Origin of the sequence: Frankia sp. AgB32, assembly GCF_023243045.1 — a bacterium.
Taxonomy (GTDB): domain Bacteria; phylum Actinomycetota; class Actinomycetes; order Frankiales; family Frankiaceae; genus Frankia.
The window spans coordinates 1-219 of sequence record NZ_JALKFX010000234.1; the positions used below are offsets into that span (position 1 = coordinate 1).

A 219-nucleotide genomic window follows, 5' to 3' on the forward strand; every position below is an offset into this window, starting at 1 on the left:
AGATCCGCGCGGTGCCGTCGCCGCTGGTGGTGAGGATGTGGGTGTTGTCGGGGCTCCACGCGCCGCCGGTCACCGTGTCGGTGTGGCCGGTGAGGGTGAGGTGGTGGTCGCCGGTGGTGGCGTTCCAGATCCGCGCGGTGCCGTCGCCGCTGGTGGTGAGGATGTGGGTGTTGTCGGGGCTCCACGCGCCGCCGGTCACCGTGCTGGTGTGGCCGGTGA

At 72.1% G+C, this 219-nt stretch carries 1 protein-coding gene; it reads right to left on the reverse strand.

What is annotated here, in order from left to right; all coding sequences use genetic code 11:
• Window positions 1-219, reverse strand: a 219-nt coding sequence (locus MXD60_RS26540) for a WD40 repeat domain-containing protein (RefSeq protein WP_368861289.1), incomplete at both ends; no start/stop codon positions are given.